The organism is Citrobacter sp. CRE-46 (assembly GCF_059615875.1).
In genome coordinates this window covers 2112224-2134657 of the sequence record NZ_CM184341.1, presented here as the reverse complement: position 1 = coordinate 2134657, position 22434 = coordinate 2112224, and the positions used below count along the sequence as shown (strand labels likewise).

Below are 22434 nucleotides of genomic sequence, written 5' to 3'. Positions count from 1 at the left end.
TCATTAGTGACTGCTATTTATACACAAAATCATTCGAGTTGCATCAAGGCGGCAAGCGAGTAAGTCCCCAGGAGCTTACTAAAGTAAGTGACTGGGGCGAGGGAGTGCAGCCAACGCAGAGACAGCTTGAAGGATGACGTGTATATGAGCGTAGTGTAGAGCGTTTGTCGTGATTCACAAACACCACTCCGTTACACCTTATTCGTTTTTAATATATATCAGAACTGGCTGTCCAGGAGGATTTCTGCATATGCCCCATATGCGTATGGGCTTTAAACTGCTCGTACTTACGCAATGCGATGCGATAATTGTTGGTGCTGGTTTCCGGCAGCCACGGGGCAAGGTTTTCGTCGAGAAACCCTTCCTGCAGCAATTCGTGAGAGATATTTTGTTCGGTCAGATGATTGCCAAGGCGGCGCAGGCGGACAACGTATTCACGTACCGTGCCGTGGCTCATTTCGGTCTGCTCAAATAAAAATTGTTTAAATCCGATGATGTCAAAAAAGTCGCTCTGCTCTTTGCAATGCAAATCACCGCAAAAACGACACAGCGCCACCCACTCTTTTTTCTCCTGTTCCCACTCAGCTTCATCCAGCAACGTGTCCAGGCGGGCGATGGCGATTTTATTAACAATTTGTCCACGGCGAACCAGCGTGATCCTGTCGAGCAACTTCAGGCAATGGGCGCAATGCGTCTGGCTGTGTTTGAAATCTTTGAGGTAGCGGCTTAGAGGCCGTCTTTTTGATTGCTGCACCGTCATGAGAACTCCTGGTAGTCAATTCGTAATGCGGCATTGTTCAGGGGTAATGATTACCCCTATAGCTTACCCAGCTTGGTGCGTAGACGTTTGATGGCCTGGCTGTGCAACTGGCTGACCCGCGACTCCCCGACTTCCAGTACCGCGCCGATCTCTTTCAGATTCAGCTCTTCCTGGTAGTACAGCGTTAACACCAGCTTTTCGCGCTCCGGCAACGCCTCGATCGCCTCCATCACGCGCTGGCGGAGGTTACCCTCAAGTAGCTGTTGTAACGGGTTTTCCTGCTGATGTTCTTCCGTCACCAGCTCAATACTATCGCCATGCTCTTCCCGCCACTCGTCGTAGGAGAAGAGTTGGCTGTTATTGGTATCAAGCAACATCTGACGATACTCTTGCACAGGAATAGCCAGACGCTCCGCCACTTCGGTTTCCGTCGCGTTACGCCCTAACTCCTGCTCCAGTTGTCCCATCGCCTGTGCCACTTCGCGAGCATTGCGCCGAACGCTACGCGGCACCCAATCCCGGCTACGTAGTTCGTCCAGCATCGCTCCACGAATACGCTGCACTGCGTAAGTGGTAAATGCCGTTCCTTGCAAAGCGTCATATCGGTCAACTGCATTCAATAACCCTATGCCGCCCGCTTGTAGCAGGTCATCCAGTTCTACGCTCGCCGGCAAACGCACCTGAAGGCGCAATGCTTCGTGACGCACCAACGGTACATAACGCTGCCACAGCGAGTGTTTATCCATTACACCTTCAGCGGTATACAGTGAATTCACGATAAACAGCCCTGCGTTAAATGAGTTATCGGCATGATTATCCGTTTCTGCAGGGGTTTTAATCGGGTGAATAGTGGGTGAAATGGGGGGTTATTTGGGGGTTACGGGTAAAGCTAAATGTAAAAAACCCCGCCGGAGCGGGGTTTGCGCGATAAGCGTAAATTAACGCAGCAGAGACAGAACGTTCTGCGGAACCTGGTTGGCCTGTGCCAGTACAGAGGTACCCGCCTGTTGCAGGATCTGTGCTTTGGACATGTTGGACACTTCGGTCGCGTAGTCAGCATCTTCGATACGGCTACGTGCAGAAGTCAGGTTGTTAACGGTGTTACCCAGGTTGGTAATGGTAGAATCGAAACGGTTCTGTACCGCACCGAGGTCAGAACGCAGAGCATCAACCTGTGCCAGGGCTTTATCAAGAACAGCCAACGGATCTGCAGTGCTGGTGCTTGCTTTAGCAACGTCTTCGTTAACAAGTTTAGCGCTACCGTTTTTATCGGTAGTAACATACATGGTTTTACCACCAGTGGTCACGTTACCATCAATATCAACGGCATAAGTTGCGCCACTCGCTTTCAGCGTGCTGCCAGTTTTGGTGGCATTAGCATTTTGCAGATCGTTTACGGTAGCGGCTTTGTTTGCGGTTGTTGCGCTAGTCGTCAATGTTCCGTTTTGAGAAGCATACAGCGCTACGTCAGTCTTAACAGTAGCTTTGGTACCCGTTGCATCTTCATCAGCAATAGTAAAGGTAACCGTTTTACCATCAACTTTAGCACTGTAGGTACCATTACCAAATGCGTCAGCATCAGTCTTAGCTGTAAATTCCATACCATCATAAGTGAATTTATCACCAGCTTTAGCATTAGCACCTAATTTTGCCATGCTCTCAGCATTGTCATTCTGAGCAGCAGTAGTTGTGTAGATAGTAGAAGCCGTATTCGCTTGAGTTGCACTGTCTGTTAAGCCACCATCTTTGGCACTAACATACATGTCTTTGCCGCCAACCTGTACACCCTGAGTTTTAACATCAACAGTAACAGTATTGACTACCGCGGCAGCCGCACCACCAACGCTTACAGAAGCGGTGTAGTTATCAGTACCAGTTGCGCCAAACTTGGAGATCAGATCGCTGGCAGTGGCTTTCTGCGCACCATTCACGCGGAAGTCAGCTACACCCAGGCTCTGAGTATCAATTTTTTTCAGATCGATGGAGATAGTTTCGCCGTCGTTAGCGCCAACCTGAATTTTCAGGGTGTTGTCCTGAGCCAGTACTTTCACGCCGTTGAACTGAGTCTGACCGGATACGCGGTCAATTTCGCCCAGACGCTGAGTGATTTCGTTCTGGATGGAGGTCAGGTCGCTATCGGAGTTAGAACCGTTAGTTGCCTGAACGGTCAGTTCACGTACACGCTGCAGGTTGTTGTTGATTTCGTTCAGCGCGCCTTCAGTGGTCTGCGCAATGGAGATACCGTCGTTAGCGTTACGGGAAGCCTGAGTCAGACCTTTGATGTTTGCGGTGAAGCGGTTAGCGATCGCCTGACCAGCAGCATCGTCTTTCGCGCTGTTGATACGCAGACCAGAGGACAGACGTTCGATAGCGGAGCTCAGAGTAGACTGAGATTTGTTCAGGTTGTTCTGGGTCAACAGCGACAGGCTGTTTGTATTGATGACTTGTGCCATGATCTTTTCCTTATCAATTACAACTTGATGTTATTGGGCTGTTGCCCACGGTTTCTCACCGTAACCCATGTATCGGCACCATAAATTCGAACTTTAGAAAATTTTTACTTTCCGCTCTCTTTTTTCTTAGCCCCTGAAATACCCTCTTTATATGCCATTATTCTGCGCATTATTTTTGCAAAACTATTATTAAACTTTGCGCGCAGATTGCCGATAACCCGCTTAACTACTGTTTGCAATCACAAGGAATTAGGCATGCCTTCATTTACATCATTGGGCGTCGGCTCAAACTTACCACTGGATACATTGCTGACAAACCTGACTACTGCTGAAAAAAAACGCTTAACCCCAATTACCCAACAGCAGAGTACGAATACGGCAAGATTAACCGCCTACGGCACGCTAAAAAGCGCGCTGGAAAAATTCCAGACGGCCAATACAACGCTGAACAGCGCCGATCTGTTTAAAAGCACAACCGTAACCAGCAGTACAGAAGATCTGACGGCCACGACCACTGCCGGCGCAGCGCCGGGGACCTATATGATCAGCGTAACGCAACTGGCGCAGGCGCAATCATTAAGTACCAAAAGCGGTATCAGTTCGGTGAAAGAGGCGTTAGGTGATACCTCCTCCGACAGCCGCACCATTAAAATAGAGCAAAAAGGTCGCAAAGAGCCGCTGGAAATTAAACTCAGCAAAGACCAAACGTCGCTGGAAGGGATCCGTGATGCCATTAACGACGCCGACAGCGGTATTTCCGCCAGCATCGTTAAAGTTAAAGAAAATGATTATCAGCTGGTATTAACCGCCGACAGCGGTGTCGATAATAAGATGACCATTTCCGTCAGCGGTGACAGTAAGCTCAATGATTTACTGGCCTACGACAGCACCGCTGGCAGCGGAAATATGAAACAGCTGGTGGAAGCGAAAAATGCGTTGTTAAAGGTTAACGGCATTGATATTGAACGCCCAAGCAACACCATTACCGATGCTCCGCAGGGCGTGACGCTGAATCTGACTAAAGAAGTGACCGATGCGCGGATCACCGTCACCAAGAGCAATGAAAAAGCAACAGAAGCGATTAAAGGTTGGGTGGACGCCTATAACTCACTGCTGGATACGTTCTCAACGCTGACCAAATATACTGAAGTTGATCCTGGTGCCGAAACCCAGGACACGAATAATGGTGCATTACTCGGCGACAGTGCGGTACGTACTATTCAGACAGGGATACGCGCCCAGTTTTCCAACGGTGCCGGCGACGGCGCATTCAAAACGTTGGGTGAAATCGGCATTACCACCGATGGTACCTCAGGCAAGCTGAAAATTGACGACACCAAGCTCGAAAAAGCGCTGAAAGATAATACCGCGGCGACGCGTCAATTGCTGGTTGGTGATGGTAAAGAAACCGGTATTACCACCAAAATTGCCACCGAAGTAAAAGGTTACCTGGCCGATGACGGCATTATTGACGTTGCCCAGGACAATATTAACGCCACGCTGAAAAAGCTGACCAAACAGTATCTGGCCGTCAGCAACAGCATCGACGATACCGTCGCGCGCTACAAAGCACAGTTTACGCAGTTGGACACCATGATGAGCAAGCTGAACAGCACCAGTACTTATCTGGGCCAGCAATTTTCAGCCATGAGTAATTCCTGATAACACGAGGTAAGCATGTATACCGCGAGCGGTACCAAAGCCTATGCACAGGTCAGCATAGAGAGTGGCGTGATGAGCGCCAATCCGCATCAGCTGATCGAAATGTTGTTTGATGGCGCGAACAGCGCCCTGGTGCGCGCTCGCCTGTTTATGCAACAGGGTGATATCGTCGCCAAAGGCGAGGCGTTAAGTAAAGCCATTAATATTATCGACAATGGTCTGAAAGCAGGTCTGGATCAGGAAAATGGCGGTGAAATCGCCACCAACCTGTCTGCGCTGTATGACTATATGATTCGCCGTTTACTGCAAGCCAACTTGCGTAATGATTGTCAGGCTATTGAAGAAGTCGAAGGGTTGCTCGGCAACATTGCGGAAGCCTGGAAACAGATCTCACCGAAAGCGTCGTCCCAGGAGTCTCGTTAATGACCTCAGCCGTGGAGTTTATCAACCGTTGGCAGCGCATCGCGCTACTCAGTCACTCGCTGCTGGAACTGGCGCAGCGGGGTGAATGGGACCTTTTACTGGAACAGGAAGTTACCTATCTGCAAAGTATTGAAGTGGTCATGGAAGAGCAAACTCCACCTGGCATTACACGAAGTATTCAGGACTTAGTGGCCGGGTATATTAAACAGACGCTGGATAACGAACAGTTACTCAAAACACTGTTACAACAGCGGCTGGATGAACTCAGCAATCTTATCGGTCAGTCGACGCGCCAGAAGACGCTCAATAACGCCTATGGCCGTCTTTCCGGCATGCTGTTAGTACCCGACGCCCCCACCGCCCCGCAATAATTTTCTGTTAAATCTGAATAATCTTCCATACTCCAGAGGTCGGCCAAACGACTTCTGGAGCACGGAAGATGAAAAATCCCACGTTATTGCAGTATTTTCACTGGTATTACCCCGATGGGGGTCAACTCTGGCCCGAGCTTGCCGAACGCGCAGGCGGACTCAATGATATCGGCATCAATATGGTATGGCTGCCCCCCGCCTATAAAGGCGCATCAGGCGGTTATTCCGTTGGCTACGACTCGTACGATCTGTTTGACCTCGGCGAGTTTGACCAGAGGGGAACCATCCCCACCAAATATGGCGATAAAAACCAGCTGCTGGCGGCAATTGACGCGCTGAAACACAACGACATCGCCGTACTGCTCGACGTGGTGGTTAACCACAAAATGGGCGCGGATGAAAAAGAGAGTATTCGTGTCCAGCGGGTTAACGCCGACGATCGCACGCAAATAGACGATGAAATCATCGAATGTGAGGCCTGGACGCGCTATACCTTCCCCGCCCGCGCAGGCCAGTATTCACAATTCATTTGGGACTATAAATGCTTCAGCGGCATTGACCATATCGAGAACCCCACCGAAGACGGCATTTTCAAAATCGTTAACGATTACACCGGTGAAGGCTGGAACGATCAGGTTGATGATGAACTGGGTAATTTTGATTATCTGATGGGCGAGAACATCGATTTTCGAAATCACGCCGTGACCGAGGAGATCAAATACTGGGCGCGCTGGGTGATGGAGCAAACCCAGTGTGACGGTTTTCGTTTAGATGCGGTGAAACATATTCCGGCATGGTTTTATAAAGAGTGGATTGAACACGTACAGGAGGTCGCGCCCAAGCCATTGTTTATTGTCGCGGAATACTGGTCCCACGAAGTCGACAAACTGCAAACCTACATTAACCAGGTGGAGGGGAAAACCATGCTGTTCGACGCCCCTTTGCAGATGAAATTCCACGAAGCCTCCCGTCAGGGCCGCGATTACGACATGAGCCAAATCTTCACGGACACATTAGTCGAGGCCGATCCGTTTCATGCCGTCACGCTGGTTGCCAATCACGATACCCAGCCGTTGCAGGCGCTGGAAGCCCCTGTCGAGTCATGGTTTAAGCCGCTGGCCTATGCGTTGATCCTGCTACGGGAAAACGGTGTACCGTCGGTGTTTTATCCTGACCTCTACGGGGCGCATTACGAAGACACCGGCGGCGATGGCGAAACGTATCCTATCGACATGCCGATCATCGAACAGCTCCCCGAACTGATCCTCGCGCGCCAGCGCTTCGCCCACGGCGTACAGACGCTCTTTTTCGATCATCCTAACTGTATCGCTTTTAGCCGCAGCGGAACGGACGAAGATCCCGGCTGCGTGGTGGTGCTGTCTAACGGTGACGATGGGGAAAAGACCATCAATCTCGGCGCGAATTACGGTAATAAAACCTGGCGTGATTATCTGGGAAATCGCGAAGAAAGCGTGGTCACCGATGAAAACGGGGAAGCGACGTTTTTCTGCAACGGCGGTAGCGTCAGCGTGTGGGTGATTGAAGACGTGTTGTAATATTCAACCCCGGTGGCCGCTGGCTACCGGGGCGTGCTGTTTATGGCAGCGGTGTGGGCAGCGGCGTTTTCGTTAACGCGTCAGCGCACTCCTGCGTCGGGCGATCCACCCGTTGTAGCGTCATGCCATCATACTCCAGCGTATTGCCTTCGCGCTCAATCTCATACAGCTCGCGTTTCACGGTCACGTTGGTGAGATCGCCGGAAATCATCGTCAGTTTCCCCGGCAGGGCAATGACCCGCTGCCACTGGCGACAATCCAGCGTATCGCCTTCTTTCGTCACCACCAGGCTGGCAATGGCTTCCGGGCTGACCAGGCTGCGTTGCGGACCTTTTGACTGCCAGTAGCCTTCCAGACCGGCTGGCGCGGGCGTTTTCACCACGTCGTTATAATTCTCTACTTCGGCGCATCCGCTCAGCGCCAGAAATACCCCAACGATTGCTAATTTTTTCATCATTCATCCTGCATGCGAAGAAAATGGGATTGTGGCATTAAAGGTCTGATGCCGCCAGCCTTTCGGTAGCATTGAGAAATATTGATCCAGACAGTGTTACCTCTTATTACTCATAGTCAAAAATTCTGATCGGTGTAGTATCCACACTTCTTGTTACATACCTTCTGAGTTCAGAGGCAAAACGCATGTCATGGCAACACTTCAAACAGGCCTGGTTAATTAAATTTTGGGCCCCTGCCCCTGCGGTCATCGCAGCGGGTATTCTCTCTACTTACTACTTCGGCATCACCGGAACCTTCTGGGCCGTTACCGGCGAATTCACCCGTTGGGGCGGTCAAATCCTGCAATTATTTGGCGTTCACGCCGAAGAGTGGGGATACTACAAGCTTATCCATCTTGAAGGCTCTCCCCTGACCCGTATCGACGGAATGATGATACTCGGTATGTTCGGCGGCTGTTTTGCTGCCGCTCTCTGGGCCAACAACGTCAAACTCCGCATGCCGCGCAGTCGGATACGCATTATGCAGGCGATAGTCGGCGGGATGATTGCCGGATTCGGCGCCCGTCTGGCAATGGGGTGTAACCTGGCCGCGTTCTTCACCGGTATTCCGCAGTTCTCGCTACACGCCTGGTTTTTTGCGCTGGCAACAGCCATTGGTTCATGGTTTGGCGCACGCTTTACCCTGCTGCCGATGTTCCGTATTCCGGTCAAAATGCAGAAAGTCTCCGCCGCTTCCCCGCTGACGCAAAAACCGGATCAGGCGCGTCGTCGTTTTCGCCTCGGGATGCTGGTGTTTATCGGCATGATCGGCTGGGCGTTACTCACTGCGATGGATAAACCTAAGCTCGGCCTGGCGATGCTGTTCGGCGTCGGGTTCGGTCTGCTGATTGAACGGGCGCAAATCTGCTTCACTTCAGCCTTCCGCGACCTGTGGATTTCCGGTCGCACCCATATGGCAAAAGCGATCATCTTCGGGATGGCGGTCAGCGCCATCGGTATTTTTAGTTATGTGCAGTTAGGCGTCGAGCCGAAGATTATGTGGGCGGGTCCGAACGCAGTGCTTGGCGGCTTGCTGTTCGGCTTCGGTATTGTTTTAGCGGGCGGGTGTGAAACCGGCTGGATGTACCGCGCGGTTGAAGGCCAGGTGCATTACTGGTGGGTTGGTCTGGGCAACGTTATTGGCTCAACCATTCTGGCTTACTACTGGGATGATTTTGCGCCTGCTCTGGCCACCAACTGGGATAAGGTGAATCTGCTCAACACCTTTGGTCCGCTGGGTGGCCTGCTGGTGACCTATCTGCTGTTATTTACCGCGCTGATGCTCATCATCGGCTGGGAAAAGCGTTTCTTCCGCCGTGCCGGGCTGACGCCAGCCAAGGAGTCTGTATGAAAAATATCGTGCCTGATTATCGCCTCGATATGGTCGGCGAGCCGTGTCCGTATCCGGCAGTTGCCACGCTGGAGGCGATGCCGCAATTGAAGAAAGGTGAAATTCTGGAAGTGGTGAGCGACTGCCCGCAGTCAATCAATAATATTCCACTGGATGCGCGCAATCACGGCTATACGGTGCTGGATATTCAGCAGGATGGCCCAACGATTCGCTATTTGATTCAAAAGTAAGTGTTTGCCGGATGGCGCTGCGCTCATCCGGCCTACATTATCTGCACGTTGTCCCTACACCTGCATCGACATCACTTCCTGATACGCCGATACCAGTTTATTACGTACCTGAATCCCCATCTGCATCGACACCGACGCTTTTTGCATATCGGTCATCACATCATTCAGCGCAATACCCGGTTCACCGAGGGTAAATTTCTCAGCCTGGACACGGGACGCGGTCTGCACATCGCTGATTCTGTCTAACGCCGCATGTAGCTGACCGGCAAAACTCACGGTCGGTTGTGGCTGCATATCCTGCATTTTTGCTGACATCGCCGTGGTTTGTAACTGGCTGATGACCCCTTCAATCCCCTGTATTGCCGACATTCTGATCCCCTGGATGAATTTTCACGTAGCTGAGATTACCAGTTAGTCAATAAGATAAAGGCGTTAAATAACGATAAAAAACCACGGTTTTTAACCCATAGAAAAATTCGAAACCGCAAATAATGAGACCGTCAATTTTTCGAGTTTGCTGACCCGGGAGTGAGTCTTGTTCCACTTTGCAAAAAACGCCGTCCACGATAAGCCACGAGGTGCGAGATGAGTGCGACAGCATCGACTGCAACCCAGCTTAAACCTCTCGAGTGGTTAAACCGCCTGCGCGCGAATCCCAGAATTCCTCTGATTGTGGCAGGAGCCGCTGCCGTCGCTATCGTTGTGGCGATGGTTCTGTGGGCCAAAGCGCCCGACTACCGCACCTTGTTCAGCAATCTTTCCGATCAGGATGGCGGCGCGATTGTCACCCAACTGACGCAGATGAACGTTCCCTATCGTTTTACTGAGGGAAGCGGCGCTATTGAAGTTCCTGCCGATAAAGTCCACGAGCTGCGCTTGCGTCTGGCGCAGCAAGGCCTGCCGAAAGGTGGTGCCGTTGGCTTTGAGCTGCTGGATCAGGAAAAGTTTGGTATCAGCCAGTTTAGCGAGCAGGTCAACTACCAGCGCGCGCTGGAAGGTGAGTTAGCCCGTACCATTGAAACCCTGGGCCCGGTAAAACGCGCCCGCGTGCATCTGGCGATGCCTAAACCATCGCTGTTTGTACGTGAGCAAAAAGCGCCTTCGGCCTCCGTCACTGTTAATCTGGAACCGGGGCGTGCGCTGGATGAAGGTCAAATCAGCGCGGTCACGCATTTGGTCTCCAGCGCTGTTGCAGGCTTACCGCCGGGCAACGTAACGCTGGTCGACCAGGCGGGTCATCTGTTAACCCAGTCGAACACCAGCAGCCGCGATCTCAACGATGCGCAACTGAAATACGCCAGCGATGTCGAGGCCCGCGTGCAACGCCGGATCGAATCGATCCTGTCGCCGATTGTCGGCAACGGCAACGTACACGCACAGGTCACCGCACAGCTGGATTTTGCCAACAAAGAGCAAACCGAAGAGCAATACCGTCCAAACGGCGATGAGTCCCAGGCCGTGCTGCGCTCACGCCAGTTAAACGTCAGTGAGCAAATTGGTAGCGGAGCGCCTGGCGGCGTCCCGGGCGCATTGTCTAATCAGCCAGCCCCGGCTAATACCGCGCCAATCGCCAACCCACCGGCTAATCAGCAAAATGCGCAAACCACGCAGACAACGAATAACAGTAACAATGCAGGTCCGCGCAGTACGCAGCGCAATGAAACCAGTAACTATGAAGTCGACCGTACCATTCGCCACACCAAAATGAACGTTGGCGATGTGCAGCGTCTCTCGGTGGCCGTCGTGGTCAACTATAAAACGTTACCGGATGGCAAACCGCTGCCGTTAACTGCCGAACAGATGAAACAGATTGAGGATCTGACCCGCGAGGCGATGGGGTTCTCCGACAAACGTGGCGACACCCTGAACGTGGTGAACTCTCCGTTCACAGCGACCGACGATTCCATGGGTGAGCTTCCGTTCTGGAAACAGCCGTTCTTTATTGATCAGTTAATGTCCGCAGGTCGTTGGTTACTGGTTCTGCTGGTCGCCTGGCTCCTGTGGCGGAAAGCCGTTCGCCCGCAGTTACTCCGTCGCAGCGAAGAAGCGAAAGCCGCGCAAGAACAAACGCGAATCCGTCAGGAAACCGAAGAAGCGGTAGAAGTTCGCCTCAGTAAAGACGAACAGACCCAGCAACGTCGCACGAATCAGCGTCTGGGCGCAGAAGTCATGAGCCAGCGTATTCGTGAAATGTCAGATAACGATCCGCGCGTCGTGGCGCTGGTCATTCGTCAGTGGATGAGTAACGATCATGAGTAATGCCCTTACCGGTACCGATAAAAGCGTCATCCTGCTGATGACCATTGGCGAAGATCGCGCGGCGGAGGTGTTTAAGCACCTTTCCACGCGCGAAGTTCAGGCGCTCAGTACGGCGATGGCCAACGTACGCCAGATCTCCAATAAACAGTTGACGGAAGTGCTGGCGGAGTTTGAACAAGAAGCCGAACAATTTGCCGCGCTCAACATTAACGCCAACGAATATCTGCGCTCCGTGCTGGTGAAAGCGCTGGGTGAAGAACGCGCGTCCAGCCTGCTGGAAGATATTCTGGAAACCCGCGATACCACCAGCGGCATTGAAACGCTCAACTTTATGGAGCCGCAAAGCGCCGCCGACCTTATCCGCGACGAGCATCCGCAGATTATCGCCACCATTCTGGTGCACCTCAAACGGGGCCAGGCGGCCGATATTCTGGCGCTGTTCGACGAACGTTTACGTCACGACGTCATGCTGCGTATCGCCACTTTCGGCGGCGTACAGCCTGCCGCGCTGGCGGAATTGACCGAAGTATTGAATGGCCTGCTCGACGGCCAGAACCTCAAACGCAGCAAAATGGGCGGCGTGAGAACGGCAGCGGAAATCATCAACCTGATGAAAACCCAGCAGGAAGAAGCCGTTATTACCGCCGTGCGCGAATTCGACGGAGAACTGGCGCAGAAAATTATCGACGAGATGTTCCTGTTCGAAAACCTGGTGGACGTCGACGATCGCAGTATCCAGCGCCTGCTGCAGGAAGTGGATTCCGAATCGCTGCTGATTGCCCTGAAAGGCGCCGAACAGCCGCTACGCGAGAAGTTCCTGCGCAATATGTCGCAACGTGCAGCCGATATTCTGCGCGACGACCTTGCCAACCGCGGTCCGGTACGTTTGTCGCAAGTGGAAAACGAACAGAAAGCGATTCTGCTTATTGTGCGTCGTCTGGCGGAAACCGGCGAGATGGTGATCGGCAGCGGCGAGGATACTTATGTCTAACGAACTGCCGTGGAAAGTCTGGACCCCGGACGATCTCGCCCCACCGGTGGCGGAGTTCGTCCTGGCCGACCACAGTGAAACACCGTTGTCAGAAGAGACCGACGAGCCGGAACTCTCAGCAGAGCAACAGCTTGAGCAGCAGCTCGCGCAGTTGCAAATGCAGGCCCACGAGCAAGGTTATAACGCTGGTCTGGCGGAAGGTCGACAAAAGGGCCACGAACAAGGCTATCAGGAAGGGCTGAATCAGGGCCTGGAGCAAGGCCAAAACCAGGCGCGCGCGCAGCATGCGCCAATCACTGCCCGTATGCAGCAATTGGTGAGCGAATTTCAGAATACGCTGGACGCTCTGGACAGCGTGATTGCCTCGCGCTTGATGCAAATGGCGCTGGAGGCGGCGCGTCAGGTGATAGGTCAAACGCCTGTCGTAGATAACGCCGCGCTGATTAAACAAATCCAACAGCTGTTGCAGCAGGAACCGCTATTTAGCGGTAAACCGCAGTTGCGCGTACATCCGGACGATCTCCAGCGGGTGGAAGAGATGCTCGGCGCCACCCTCAGTCTGCACGGCTGGCGGCTGCGCGGCGATCCCACGTTGCATCACGGCGGCTGTAAAGTCTCTGCCGACGAAGGCGATCTGGATGCCAGCGTCGCCACGCGCTGGCAAGAGCTCTGCCGTCTGGCCGCGCCAGGAGTCGTGTAATGACCACTCGTCTGACTCGCTGGCTCAATACGCTGGACAACTTCGAAGAGAAAATGTCGCTGCTGCCTGCGGTGCGTCGTTACGGGCGTCTGACCCGCGCCACCGGGCTGGTGCTGGAAGCCACCGGATTACAGCTGCCGCTGGGCGCCACCTGCGTCATTGAACGCCAGGATGGCAACGAAACCCAGGAAGTTGAAAGTGAAGTCGTGGGCTTTAACGGTCAGCGACTGTTTCTGATGCCGCTCGAAGAGGTCGAAGGCGTTCTGCCCGGCGCGCGCGTGTACGCGAAGAATATTGCCGGAGAAGGTCTGCAAAGCGGGAAACAATTACCGCTGGGTCCTGCTCTGCTGGGCCGGGTGCTCGACGGCAGCGGCAAACCGCTCGACGGTCTGCCCGCTCCGGACACCACCGAAACCGGGGCGCTGATGACGCCGCCGTTTAACCCGCTGCAGCGCACACCTATTGAACATGTGCTGGATACCGGCGTGCGCCCCATTAACGCGTTATTAACCGTCGGGCGCGGTCAGCGTATGGGACTTTTCGCAGGTTCGGGCGTCGGTAAAAGCGTCCTGCTTGGCATGATGGCGCGTTATACCCAAGCCGATGTCATCGTCGTCGGACTGATTGGCGAACGTGGCCGCGAAGTTAAAGATTTTATTGAAAATATTCTCGGCGCTGACGGTCGCGCACGCTCGGTGGTGATTGCCGCTCCGGCGGACGTTTCGCCGCTGTTGCGTATGCAGGGCGCGGCCTACGCCACGCGCATCGCCGAAGATTTCCGCGATCGTGGACAACACGTATTACTGATTATGGATTCCCTCACCCGCTATGCGATGGCGCAACGTGAGATCGCGCTGGCGATCGGCGAGCCGCCAGCAACCAAAGGTTATCCGCCGTCAGTATTCGCCAAATTACCGGCGCTGGTGGAACGTGCCGGGAACGGTATTCACGGCGGCGGGTCAGTTACCGCGTTTTACACCGTCCTGACCGAGGGTGACGATCAGCAGGACCCGATTGCCGACTCCGCACGCGCGATTCTGGACGGTCACATTGTGCTGTCCCGCCATCTGGCCGAGGCAGGTCATTACCCGGCAATCGATATAGAAGCCTCGATCAGCCGTGCCATGACCGCGCTCATTAGTGAGCAACACTATGCGCGGGTGCGTAACTTTAAACAGTTGCTGTCCAGCTTCCAACGTAACCGCGATCTGGTCAGCGTCGGGGCGTATGCCAAAGGCAGCGATCCGATGTTGGATAAAGCCATCGCCTTATGGCCACAACTGGAAGCATTTTTACAGCAAGGCATCTATGAACGGGCTGACTGGGAAGATTCCCTGCACGCTTTAGAACTGATTTTCCCTGGTGTGTGATTGAGCAGGAGAGCATAGGTCATGGCACAACATGGTGCATTAGCAACGCTGAAAGACCTGGCTGAGAAAGAGGTAGAAGACGCCGCTGTCTTATTGGGAGAGATGCGTCGTGGCTGTCAGCAGGCGGAAGAACAGTTGAAAATGCTGATCGATTATCAGCATGAGTACCGTAACAATCTGAATAACGATATGGGTCAGGGTATTACCAGTAATCGCTGGATTAACTATCAGCAGTTTATTCAGACCCTGGAAAAAGCAATTGAGCAACATCGCCAGCAGCTCAATCAATGGACGCAGAAAGTGGACCAGGCGCTGAACAGTTGGCGCGATAAAAAACAACGGTTGCAGGCGTGGCAGACTCTGCAGGACAGACAAACCTCGGCGGCGTTACTGGCCGAAAACCGTCTGGATCAGAAAAAAATGGATGAATTTGCTCAGCGTGCAGCTATGAGGAAACCCGAATGATTACTTTACCCCAACTGATTACCACCGACACCGACGTAGCCGCAGGTCTTCAGTCAGGCAAAGCGGTAGATTCACCCGAGGATTTTTTAGCGCTGCTGGCTGGCGCATTAGGTGCGGGCGACGCGCAGGGTAAAGGCGCGCCATTGACGCTTGCCGATTTACAGGCGGCGGGCAGTAAACTGCAAAAAGGGTTGCTGCAAAAAAATGGTGATGTCACCCAGGCGGTCAAGTTAACCGATCTGCTGGCGCAAAAAGAGATGCAAACCGATGCTTCTCTTGCCGACATGACTGATGCTCAGCAACTGTTGTCAGCGCTGACGCCGTCGCTGAAAGTGAGTGCCCTGACGACACAGGGCAAAGTTGCTCAGCAGGATGAAAAAAACACCACGCTCAGCGATGACGATCTCGCCAACCTGAGCGCGCTGTTCGCCATGCTACCGGGACAACCGTTGGCGACACCTGCCGTCGACAACACCCCTGCCCCCGTTGATGCCTCGCTTTCGGCGTTGTCACGAGGCACGGCACATGGCGCTATCACCGATAACGCGGTCGAACTGCTGCCCGGTGACGCCAAAAAAGGCAAAGCAGACATTGCCTCTCCTGGCAGCAGCCTGGATCAGACAAACAATCCGACGCTAACCCCACTGACGGTAGCGGCGGCGACCAGAGCGGAAATTGATAGCGCCCCTTCGCCGACCAGCATTGGCGTGACGGCGGCTCCGTTAAGTGGCCCACAGACACATGCTCAGCCGTTACCTACCGCCGCGCCGGTGCTAAGCGCTCCGTTGGGTAGTCAGGAATGGCAGCAATCACTGAGTCAGCACGTCACACTATTCACGCGTCAGGGCCAGCAGAGCGCAGAGCTGCGTCTGCATCCGCAGGATCTGGGTCAGGTACACATTTCCATTAAGCTGGATGACAACCTCGCACAGTTGCAAATGGTGTCACCACACAGTCACGTGCGCGCCGCGCTGGAAGCCGCGTTACCGATGCTGCGTACGCAGTTGGCTGACAGTGGGATCCAGTTGGGACAAAGCAACATTAGCAGTGAGAGCTTTGCCGGACAGCAGCAGTCTTCCGGGCAGCAACAGCAGGCGGGTCGCGCTCAGGGACAAGATATTTTTACCGCTGAAGATGACGCCATCCTGACAACGCCAGCCTCGCTGCAAGCCGCTGCCCGCGGTGATGGAGCAGTAGACATCTTCGCCTAACGCCAGAGGTAGCATGATTATCCGCGTCTTTTCCACGCTTTGTCGTGGACAGGACACGGGATAATCAGCCCATAAGCTGTACCGAAACAGGAAGCCCGTATCTGATGACTGACTCCGCGATTAACAAAAAAAGTAAACGCGCTATTTGGATCCCTCTGCTGGTATTAATTACCCTCGCCGCCTGCGCAACTGCGGGGTATAGCTACTGGCGCATGCAGCAGCAGCCGTCCGCCAGCGTCAAAGCGGAACCGGCTCCACCGCCTGCGCCGGTGTTCTTTGCGCTGGATACCTTTACCGTCAATCTGGGTGATGCGGACCGTGTGCTGTATATCGGTATCACGTTGCGCATGAAAGACGAAGCGACACGTGCGCGTCTGAATGAATATTTGCCGGAAGTACGCAGCCGCTTGCTGCTGCTGTTTTCTCGTCAAAATGCGGCTACGCTCGCCACCGAGGAAGGTAAACAACAGCTGATTACCGCCATCAAAGAGACGCTCGCGACTCCGCTCGTTGTCGGGCAGCCAAAACAGGTTGTCACCGACGTTCTTTATACAGCTTTTATTCTGCGGTAAAGACATGGGCGACAGTATTCTTTCTCAGGCTGAAATCGACGCATTGCTGAATGGCGATAGCGAAACCAAAGACGAACCCATTACCGGTATCGCAAAAGAGAGCGATATTCGACCTTATGATCCCAACACCCAACGCCGCGTGGTGCGTGAGCGTTTACAGGCGCTGGAGATCATTAACGAACGCTTCGCGCGCCAGTTCCGTATGGGATTATTTAACCTGTTGCGCCGTAGCCCGGATATTACCGTGGGGGCGATTCGTATCCAGCCGTATCACGAATTTGCGCGTAACTTACCGGTGCCGACCAACCTGAACTTAATCCACCTCAAGCCGCTGCGCGGTACGGGTCTGGTGGTGTTCTCACCAAGTCTGGTATTTATCGCCGTTGATAACCTGTTCGGCGGCGATGGACGCTTTCCGACGAAAGTGGAAGGTCGCGAATTTACGCATACTGAACAGCGCGTTATCAACCGCATGCTGAAGCTGGCGCTGGAAAGCTACAGCGACGCGTGGAAGGCCATCAATCCGCTGGAAGTGGAATACGTTCGTTCCGAGATGCAGGTGAAATTTACCAATATCACCACCTCGCCTAACGACATCGTAGTGAACACCCCGTTCCACGTTGAAATTGGCAATCTGACCGGTGAATTTAACATCTGTCTGCCATTCAGCATGATTGAACCATTGCGCGAGCTGCTGGTGAATCCACCGCTGGAAAACTCACGTAATGAAGATCAGAACTGGCGCAATAATCTGGTGCGTCAGGTTCAGCATTCTGAGCTGGAGCTGGTGGCAAACTTTGCCGACATTCCGCTGCGGCTGTCCCAGATTTTAAAGCTGAAACCCGGCGATGTACTGCCGATTGAAAAACCCGACCGCATTATTGCTCATGTGGACGGCGTGCCTGTACTGACCAGCCAGTATGGCACCGTGAACGGTCAGTATGCGTTACGCGTAGAACATCTGATAAACCCGATTTTGAATTCGCTGAATGAGGAACAGCCCAAATGAGTGATATGAATAATCCGTCCGATGAGAACACTGGCGCATTGGACGATCTGTGGGCTGACGCGTTAAACGAGCAAAAAACCACGACCACCAAAAGCGCGGCCGATGCGGTATTCCAGCAGTTAGGCGGCGGCGAGGTTAGCGGCGCTTTGCAGGACATCGACCTGATCATGGACATTCCGGTCAAACTGACCGTTGAACTGGGCCGTACGCGCATGACCATCAAAGAGCTGCTGCGTCTGACGCAGGGTTCCGTTGTCGCGCTGGATGGTCTGGCGGGCGAACCGCTGGATATCCTGATCAACGGTTATCTGATCGCCCAGGGTGAAGTGGTGGTGGTCGCGGATAAATACGGCGTACGTATCACCGACATTATTACCCCATCAGAACGCATGCGCCGTCTGAGCCGTTAACCATGAACACCCAGGCGACAGTTTCTCAGCCAGCCGCCGTCCCCGGCTCACCGCTGGTACAGGTAAGCGGCGCGCTGCTGGGGATCATTGTGTTGATCCTGGCGGCAGCCTGGGTCATTAAACGCCTGGGCTTTGCCCCCAAAAGCACCGGTACGCGAGGGCTGAAGGTTGCGGCAAGTACCTCACTGGGCCCACGTGAGCGCGTGGTGATTGTTGAGGTTGAAGATGCGCGCCTGGTGCTGGGCGTCACGGCCTCGCAAATTAACTTATTGCACACCCTGCCCCCGGCACCTGCCGATGCAGAAGAAAAACCGGCCTCCCCTGCGGATTTCCAGGCCATGATGAAGAGTTTGCTCAAGCGTCCCGGGAGATTCTGATGCGCCGTTTGTTTTCCATCACACTGGCAGGCTTATGGCTTTTCAGTCCAGTCGCCCTCGCCCAACTCCCGGGCCTGGTGAGTCAACCGCTGCCAGGCGGCGGACAAAGCTGGTCATTGCCTGTACAGACGCTGGTGTTTATCACCTCGCTGACCTTCCTGCCTGCCATTTTATTGATGATGACCAGCTTCACCCGCATCATCATCGTTTTCGGTTTGTTGCGAAATGCATTGGGAACGCCGTCTGCGCCCCCTAATCAGGTACTGCTGGGGCTGGCGCTATTTTTAACCTTTTTCATCATGTCGCCAGTGATCGATAAAATCTACGTTGACGCCTATCAGCCGTTCAGCGAAGAGAAGATCTCCATGCAGGAAGCCATGGAGAAAGGCGCTCAACCGTTACGCGAGTTTATGCTGCGCCAAACCCGTGAAGCCGATCTGGCGCTGTTCGCCCGTCTGGCAAACAGCGGTCCCTTACAGGGACCAGAAGCCGTACCGATGCGAATTTTGCTTCCGGCTTATGTCACCAGTGAGCTGAAAACCGCATTCCAGATAGGCTTTACCATTTTTATCCCCTTTCTGATTATCGATCTGGTCATCGCCAGCGTACTGATGGCGCTCGGGATGATGATGGTGCCGCCCGCCACGATCGCGTTACCGTTTAAGCTGATGCTGTTCGTGTTGGTGGACGGTTGGCAGTTGCTTGTCGGCTCGCTGGCACAAAGCTTTTACAGTTAGAGGCGCGAAATGACACCTGAATCGGTCATGATGATGGGGACAGAAGCGATGAAAGTCGCTCTGGCCCTTGCCGCGCCTTTGCTGTTGGTGGCCCTCGTCACAGGTCTTATCATCAGCATTTTGCAGGCAGCGACCCAGATTAACGAAATGACGCTGTCCTTCATTCCCAAAATTGTTGCGGTTTTTATTGCCATCATTGTTGCCGGCCCGTGGATGCTTAACCTGCTGCTCGACTACGTGCGTACGCTGTTCAGCAATTTACCGTATATCATCGGGTAGACAACGTTATGTTGCAGGTGAGCAGCGTTGAGTGGATGCAGTGGCTGAATCTTTACTTCTGGCCGTTGCTGCGCATTCTGGCGCTCATCTCCACAGCGCCCATTCTCAGCGAACGCGCTATCCCCAAACGGGTAAAGCTGGGGCTGGGATTGATGATAACCATTGTTATCGCCCCATCTATTCCCCCAGCAGACGTCCCCATCTTTTCCATCGGCGCGTTGTGGCAGGCCATGCAACAAATTCTGATCGGTATCGCCTTAGGCTTCACCATGCAGTTTGCGTTTGCCGCCGTTCGTACCGCCGGGGAACTGATTGGCCTGCAAATGGGGCTTTCCTTTGCGACATTCTTTGACCCCGGTAGCCGCCTGAATATGCCAGTCCTGGCACGACTGATCGACATGCTCGCCATGCTGTTATTCCTCACCTTTAATGGCCATCTGTGGCTGATTTCGCTGTTGGTGGATACGTTTCATACCTTGCCCATTGCCGGCAATCCGGTTAACAGCAATGCATTTCTCGCGCTGGCGCGGGCGGGAAGCCTGATTTTCCTCAACGGGCTGATGCTGGCCCTACCGGTTATGACGCTGCTGCTGACGCTGAACCTTGCGCTTGGCTTGTTAAATCGCATGGCGCCACAGCTGTCGATTTTTGTCATTGGCTTTCCTCTCACCCTGACCGTGGGTATTTCATTAATGGCGGCGCTGATGCCATTAATTGCGCCATTCTGCGAGCGCTTGTTCAGCGAAATTTTTAATTTGTTGGCCGATATCGTCAGCGAAATGCCCGGAAAATAATAACCCTTAATTTTTATCCTGTTTTACTAAGGATTGTCCTAAATTTAAAAACCGACAACATCCACCAGGATATCGCTGTCGCGGTTTATTTGTTTTTGCCTCACTCACATAACGCAACATTTACTTTACTTTAAGATGTTTCCTGGCAAATTATACGCAACTTTACGGGATAGTAAATTCGCCTGAAAACAGCGAAAGCGTCATCTTGGGTCGTTATTATTCCGTTTAGTTGTGATGCAATAATCAGGTAAGGGGAATTATCGTTACGCATTGAGTGAGGGTATGCCATGTCAACGATTATTATGGATTTATGCAGTTACACCCGGCTAGGGTTGACCGGATATCTGGTCAGTCGGGGGGTGAAAAAAAGGGAAATCAACAATATTTCCAGCGTTGGTGAACTCAGTCTCGCCTGTGTTTCTCTGCAACCCGCTGTGGTGTTTATTAATGAGGACTGTTTTATCCACGATCCTGCTGACAGTCAGCAAATCAAGCAAATCATTAATCAGCATCCCAGTACATTATTTATTGTATTTATGGCAATTGCCAATGTGCATTTTGATGAGTATCTTTTAGTCAGAAAAAATTTATTGATCAGTTCTAAATCAATTAAGCCTGATTCACTGGATGAACTTCTTGGCGATATTCTGAAAAAGGAAGTCAATATTGCTATCGATGTTAATCTGCCGACATTGTCATTAAGCCGTACCGAATCCAGCATGCTACGCATGTGGATGGAGGGACAGGGAACAATACAGATATCAGATCAAATGAATATCAAGGCCAAGACCGTCTCATCTCATAAGGGAAATATAAAACGAAAGATTAAGACGCATAATAAGCAAGTTATCTATCACGTGGTTCGACTCACGGATAACGTCACCAATGGTATCTTTGTGAATATGCGCTAAGACGTTCTGACTGGTGGCGGAACCACCAGTCAGAATCATGCAGAAGAGCTCACCTCACTCTATTTTTTCCACAAAGATACCGTCCTGATGACCTGATTCATTAAAGAACCAGATACCGAGCGGGTAGTCTTCCAGCGAAACCAGGTACATGGTGCCTTCACTAAACTCTTCGATTGCCAGTACCACGCCCGGCCGACGTGGACCGCCGTCCGTTTTGACTGTGACCCGATCATTCACCTTCATCATTTTCCTCCTGTGGCTTTGTGCCAGTGTAGAACAAATTCCTTTTTGTGGCAGCGTCCGGCGCATGCGATTGCGGGTTTTCTCGACGGTCTATACTTAAGTGGTGCGCATCTGAGGTTTTGATGCGCTCCCCCGGTATCCTTAACGGTTGAGAGGTATGAGGATGAAAACCGCGAAAGAGTACAGCGATACGGCCAAACGTGAAGTCAGCGTCGATGTAGACGCGCTGCTGAAGGCAATCAACGAAATCTGCGAGAGTGAAATTCATCGCAGTCAGGACGATCCTGAACGCGTCAGCATCGACGGGCGTGATTACCATACATGGCATGAACTGGCCGATGCGTTCGAGCTTGATATCCATGATTTTAGCGTGTCGGAAATCAATCGCTGACTGAGGGTGAAAAAAATCCCGGCCCTCATCGGGCCGGGATCAAGCTTGCTTATGCAAGAAGCACTTGAAAATTCGTTACACCAGGAAATCTGATGTAAAACAAACCTTATCTGCAATTTTTTTGCCTGACAAGAAAATAATTCTCACCAAAATGATAAATATAACTAATGGTTGAGAGTTCGCCGGGTTACGGCCTGGCCCAATGTCAGGTGTCCTGGCAGAGCGATCTTTGCTCGCCGGGCACCAGTTCATCTTCACGGAATGCTTCCCGTTTAACGCCAAAGCCGTCGTACCAGCGACACTCCACCATTCCGCTGGCATACCCGGTAACGATCATGCGTGGGCCACCCTCTTTCGAAGTGACTTCCTCACTGACAGAAAAGACCATACCTGCCTCCTGTATCAAGAGAAACCT

At 52.9% G+C, this 22434-nt stretch carries 28 protein-coding genes; 21 read left to right on the top strand and 7 right to left on the bottom strand.

Going from position 1 to position 22434, the window contains the following annotated elements:
- Positions 1–208 precede the first annotated feature (208 nt).
- From fliZ to AC534G_RS10095, 3 genes are all read right to left on the bottom strand, one after another.
- Positions 209–760: a flagella biosynthesis regulatory protein FliZ gene (gene fliZ / locus AC534G_RS10105; protein ID WP_069323574.1), complete on the bottom strand. Its 552-nt coding sequence runs from the start codon at positions 758–760 to the stop codon at positions 209–211.
- 56 nt (positions 761–816) lie between these two features.
- Entirely contained in the window at positions 817–1536 is a 720-nt protein-coding gene (gene fliA / locus AC534G_RS10100; RefSeq protein ID WP_038641545.1) for an RNA polymerase sigma factor FliA, read from the bottom strand.
- Between the two features lie 162 nt (positions 1537–1698).
- Positions 1699–3213, bottom strand: coding sequence for a flagellin N-terminal helical domain-containing protein (locus tag AC534G_RS10095; protein WP_110497605.1), 1515 nt, complete (start codon positions 3211–3213; stop codon positions 1699–1701).
- A 255-nt stretch (positions 3214–3468) separates the two neighbouring features.
- Here AC534G_RS10095 and fliD point away from each other — a divergent pair, with 255 nt between their 5' ends.
- The 4 genes from fliD to amyA all read left to right on the top strand — a co-directional run bounded on the left by fliD (position 3469) and on the right by amyA (position 7225).
- The gene (fliD, locus tag AC534G_RS10090; RefSeq protein WP_110497603.1) at positions 3469–4875 is read left to right on the top strand and encodes a flagellar filament capping protein FliD; all 1407 of its coding nucleotides are present in this window, start codon (positions 3469–3471) and stop codon (positions 4873–4875) included.
- A 15-nt stretch (positions 4876–4890) separates the two neighbouring features.
- The gene (fliS, locus tag AC534G_RS10085) at positions 4891–5298 is read left to right on the top strand and encodes a flagellar export chaperone FliS (protein ID WP_079223690.1); all 408 of its coding nucleotides are present in this window, start codon (positions 4891–4893) and stop codon (positions 5296–5298) included.
- The gene (fliT, locus tag AC534G_RS10080) at positions 5298–5669 is read left to right on the top strand and encodes a flagella biosynthesis regulatory protein FliT (protein ID WP_003030458.1); all 372 of its coding nucleotides are present in this window, start codon (positions 5298–5300) and stop codon (positions 5667–5669) included. The genes fliS and fliT overlap by 1 nt, the downstream gene beginning before the upstream one ends.
- A gap of 68 nt (positions 5670–5737) precedes the next feature.
- A complete protein-coding gene (amyA, locus tag AC534G_RS10075) occupies positions 5738–7225 on the top strand; it encodes an alpha-amylase (protein WP_110497601.1) in 1488 nt (495 codons plus the stop codon).
- Positions 7226–7265: 40 nt separating this feature from the next.
- Here the strand turns inward: amyA and yedD are convergent, their stop codons facing one another.
- Positions 7266–7679 (bottom strand): lipoprotein YedD, encoded by a 414-nt coding sequence (gene yedD, locus AC534G_RS10070; RefSeq protein WP_110497599.1) that lies wholly within the window; start codon positions 7677–7679, stop codon positions 7266–7268.
- A 185-nt stretch (positions 7680–7864) separates the two neighbouring features.
- Between yedD and yedE the strand changes: the two genes are divergently transcribed.
- A complete protein-coding gene (gene yedE / locus AC534G_RS10065) occupies positions 7865–9070 on the top strand; it encodes a selenium metabolism membrane protein YedE/FdhT (RefSeq protein ID WP_038641559.1) in 1206 nt (401 codons plus the stop codon).
- Positions 9067–9300 (top strand): sulfurtransferase-like selenium metabolism protein YedF, encoded by a 234-nt coding sequence (yedF, locus tag AC534G_RS10060; protein ID WP_000790504.1) that lies wholly within the window; start codon positions 9067–9069, stop codon positions 9298–9300. The genes yedE and yedF overlap by 4 nt, the downstream gene beginning before the upstream one ends.
- A gap of 54 nt (positions 9301–9354) precedes the next feature.
- Here the strand turns inward: yedF and fliE are convergent, their stop codons facing one another.
- On the bottom strand, positions 9355–9669 hold the full coding sequence (gene fliE, locus AC534G_RS10055) for a flagellar hook-basal body complex protein FliE (RefSeq protein ID WP_016153486.1): 315 nt from the start codon (positions 9667–9669) through the stop codon (positions 9355–9357).
- Between the two features lie 216 nt (positions 9670–9885).
- Here fliE and fliF point away from each other — a divergent pair, with 216 nt between their 5' ends.
- The 14 genes from fliF to rcsA all read left to right on the top strand — a co-directional run bounded on the left by fliF (position 9886) and on the right by rcsA (position 21385).
- Positions 9886–11559 carry a flagellar basal-body MS-ring/collar protein FliF gene (fliF, locus tag AC534G_RS10050; protein WP_038641569.1) on the top strand — a complete coding sequence of 558 codons (1674 nt, stop codon included), beginning with the start codon at positions 9886–9888 and terminating at the stop codon, positions 11557–11559.
- A complete protein-coding gene (fliG, locus tag AC534G_RS10045; RefSeq protein WP_003030443.1) occupies positions 11552–12550 on the top strand; it encodes a flagellar motor switch protein FliG in 999 nt (332 codons plus the stop codon). Before fliF ends, fliG begins: the two co-directional genes overlap by 8 nt.
- Complete coding sequence (gene fliH, locus AC534G_RS10040; protein ID WP_069323568.1) at positions 12543–13250, top strand: flagellar assembly protein FliH; 708 nt, start codon at positions 12543–12545, stop codon at positions 13248–13250. Before fliG ends, fliH begins: the two co-directional genes overlap by 8 nt.
- Positions 13250–14620, top strand: a complete 1371-nt coding sequence (gene fliI / locus AC534G_RS10035; protein ID WP_038641572.1) for a flagellar protein export ATPase FliI — start codon at positions 13250–13252, stop codon at positions 14618–14620. The genes fliH and fliI overlap by 1 nt, the downstream gene beginning before the upstream one ends.
- Positions 14621–14641: 21 nt before the next feature.
- Positions 14642–15085 carry a flagellar export protein FliJ gene (gene fliJ / locus AC534G_RS10030; RefSeq protein ID WP_038641574.1) on the top strand — a complete coding sequence of 148 codons (444 nt, stop codon included), beginning with the start codon at positions 14642–14644 and terminating at the stop codon, positions 15083–15085.
- Positions 15082–16296: a flagellar hook length control protein FliK gene (gene fliK, locus AC534G_RS10025; RefSeq protein WP_110497595.1), complete on the top strand. Its 1215-nt coding sequence runs from the start codon at positions 15082–15084 to the stop codon at positions 16294–16296. The genes fliJ and fliK overlap by 4 nt, the downstream gene beginning before the upstream one ends.
- 104 nt (positions 16297–16400) lie before the next feature.
- Positions 16401–16868: a flagellar basal body-associated protein FliL gene (gene fliL / locus AC534G_RS10020; protein ID WP_038641578.1), complete on the top strand. Its 468-nt coding sequence runs from the start codon at positions 16401–16403 to the stop codon at positions 16866–16868.
- 4 nt (positions 16869–16872) lie between these two features.
- Positions 16873–17877 carry a flagellar motor switch protein FliM gene (gene fliM, locus AC534G_RS10015; RefSeq protein WP_038641580.1) on the top strand — a complete coding sequence of 335 codons (1005 nt, stop codon included), beginning with the start codon at positions 16873–16875 and terminating at the stop codon, positions 17875–17877.
- Entirely contained in the window at positions 17874–18287 is a 414-nt protein-coding gene (gene fliN / locus AC534G_RS10010) for a flagellar motor switch protein FliN (RefSeq protein ID WP_110497593.1), read from the top strand. Before fliM ends, fliN begins: the two co-directional genes overlap by 4 nt.
- 2 nt (positions 18288–18289) lie before the next feature.
- A complete protein-coding gene (gene fliO / locus AC534G_RS10005; RefSeq protein ID WP_110497591.1) occupies positions 18290–18664 on the top strand; it encodes a flagellar biosynthetic protein FliO in 375 nt (124 codons plus the stop codon).
- Complete coding sequence (gene fliP, locus AC534G_RS10000) at positions 18664–19401, top strand: flagellar type III secretion system pore protein FliP (RefSeq protein WP_038641584.1); 738 nt, start codon at positions 18664–18666, stop codon at positions 19399–19401. Before fliO ends, fliP begins: the two co-directional genes overlap by 1 nt.
- 9 nt (positions 19402–19410) lie before the next feature.
- Positions 19411–19680 (top strand): flagellar biosynthesis protein FliQ, encoded by a 270-nt coding sequence (fliQ, locus tag AC534G_RS09995; protein WP_032939600.1) that lies wholly within the window; start codon positions 19411–19413, stop codon positions 19678–19680.
- Between the two features lie 8 nt (positions 19681–19688).
- Positions 19689–20474, top strand: a complete 786-nt coding sequence (gene fliR / locus AC534G_RS09990; protein WP_069323564.1) for a flagellar biosynthetic protein FliR — start codon at positions 19689–19691, stop codon at positions 20472–20474.
- A gap of 287 nt (positions 20475–20761) precedes the next feature.
- On the top strand, positions 20762–21385 hold the full coding sequence (rcsA, locus tag AC534G_RS09985; RefSeq protein ID WP_038641587.1) for a transcriptional regulator RcsA: 624 nt from the start codon (positions 20762–20764) through the stop codon (positions 21383–21385).
- Positions 21386–21439: 54 nt separating this feature from the next.
- Here rcsA and dsrB read toward each other — a convergent pair whose 3' ends face one another.
- Positions 21440–21628 carry a protein DsrB gene (gene dsrB / locus AC534G_RS09980; protein WP_038641589.1) on the bottom strand — a complete coding sequence of 63 codons (189 nt, stop codon included), beginning with the start codon at positions 21626–21628 and terminating at the stop codon, positions 21440–21442.
- Between the two features lie 163 nt (positions 21629–21791).
- Here dsrB and yodD point away from each other — a divergent pair, with 163 nt between their 5' ends.
- Complete coding sequence (yodD, locus tag AC534G_RS09975) at positions 21792–22019, top strand: YodD family peroxide/acid resistance protein (protein ID WP_032939599.1); 228 nt, start codon at positions 21792–21794, stop codon at positions 22017–22019.
- Between the two features lie 205 nt (positions 22020–22224).
- Here the strand turns inward: yodD and AC534G_RS09970 are convergent, their stop codons facing one another.
- Entirely contained in the window at positions 22225–22407 is a 183-nt protein-coding gene (locus AC534G_RS09970) for a YodC family protein (protein ID WP_038641592.1), read from the bottom strand.
- Positions 22408–22434 lie beyond the last annotated feature (27 nt).